This is a genomic window from Streptosporangium sp. NPDC051022, from assembly GCF_040683035.1.
GTDB lineage: Bacteria > Actinomycetota > Actinomycetes > Streptosporangiales > Streptosporangiaceae > Streptosporangium.
Genome location: NZ_JBFBCF010000093.1, coordinates 1 through 1,297, shown reverse-complemented (window position 1 = coordinate 1,297; position 1,297 = coordinate 1). Strand labels below are relative to the sequence as shown.

Below are 1,297 nucleotides of genomic sequence, written 5' to 3'. Positions count from 1 at the left end.
GCCTAGGTTCTAGTGATCGTTGCAACACCTGATCTATTCAGGAGTTGCGGTGTTCGAGATCCGGCAGGATCGGTCCCCGCAGGGCCGGAAGAAGCTGCATGCTGAGCGCCAGGCATATTTGGATCTTGTGGCTCAGGGAGTGGGTACCGCAGAGGCGTGTCGGATCGTCGGGATCAACCGGCGGACGGGTCACCGATGGCGGCACGGTCGAGCGAGCCAGGCCGGGCGGAAGGCACGACAACAGCCTCCCGCCCGGCCTGCGCCGTCCTCGGGCCGGTTCCTGACGGCCGATGATCGGATCGCGGTCGCCGATCTGCTGCGGGAGGGCCGGTCGATCCGGTCGATCGCCGCGGAAGTGGGCCGTAGCCCGTCCACGATCAGCCGTGAGGTCAGACGCAACGCTCATCCCGTCTCGGGCGACTACCGGCCGCACGCGGCCCAGGCCCGTGCCGAAGCGCGGCGTCCCCGGCCCAAGACCGGCAAGATTGGCGCCAATCCGGAGTTGCGGGCGCTGGTGCAGGACATGCTCGACCTCAAGCACAGCCCTGAGCAGATCAGCCGCCGGCTACGCCGAGACCATCCCGACCGGCCGGAGTTGCACGTGACCCACGAGACGATCTACCAGGCCCTCTACGTTCAAGGCCGCGGCGAGCTGCGCCGCGAGCTCACCCAGGCGCTGCGCACCGGCCGGACGGTCCGCAAACCCCGGCGCAAGGACGGGCAGCGCCAGTCCCGCTTCACCCACCCCATGGTCATGATCAGCGACCGGCCCGCCGAGATCGACGACCGTGCCGTTCCCGGCCACTGGGAAGGCGACCTGATCATCGGCGGCGACCAGAAATCCGCGATCGGCACCCTGGTCGAGCGCACGACCCGCTACGTCCTGCTCGTCCACCTCGGCCGCAGCCGTACCGCCGAACACGTCTGCGACGCCCTCATCACCACCATGAACACCCTGCCCGCCCATCTGAAACGCTCCCTCACCTGGGACCAGGGTTCGGAGATGGGCCTGCACCATCAGTTCAGCATGGCCGCTGACATGCCCGTCTATTTCTGCGACCCCCACTCACCCTGGCAGCGAGGCAGCAACGAAAACACCAACGGCCTGCTCCGCCAGTACTTCCCCAAGGGCAGCGACCTGGCCGCTCACACCCCCGACGACCTGGCGGCAGTCGCCGCTGAACTCAACGGCCGCCCACGCAAAACGCTCGGCTGGGATACCCCAGCCGAGCGCCTCGCTAAGCTCCTGGCCGAAGCCAGTTAACAAGCCGTGTTGCAACGACCCCTGGAATCTGCC

General features: G+C 67.6%; 1 protein-coding gene. It reads left to right on the top strand.

Annotated elements, in window-relative coordinates:
• Positions 1–31 precede the first annotated feature (31 nt).
• Positions 32–1,264, top strand: coding sequence for an IS30 family transposase (locus AB0N02_RS47340; protein ID WP_363961771.1), 1,233 nt, complete (start codon positions 32–34; stop codon positions 1,262–1,264).
• Positions 1,265–1,297 lie beyond the last annotated feature (33 nt).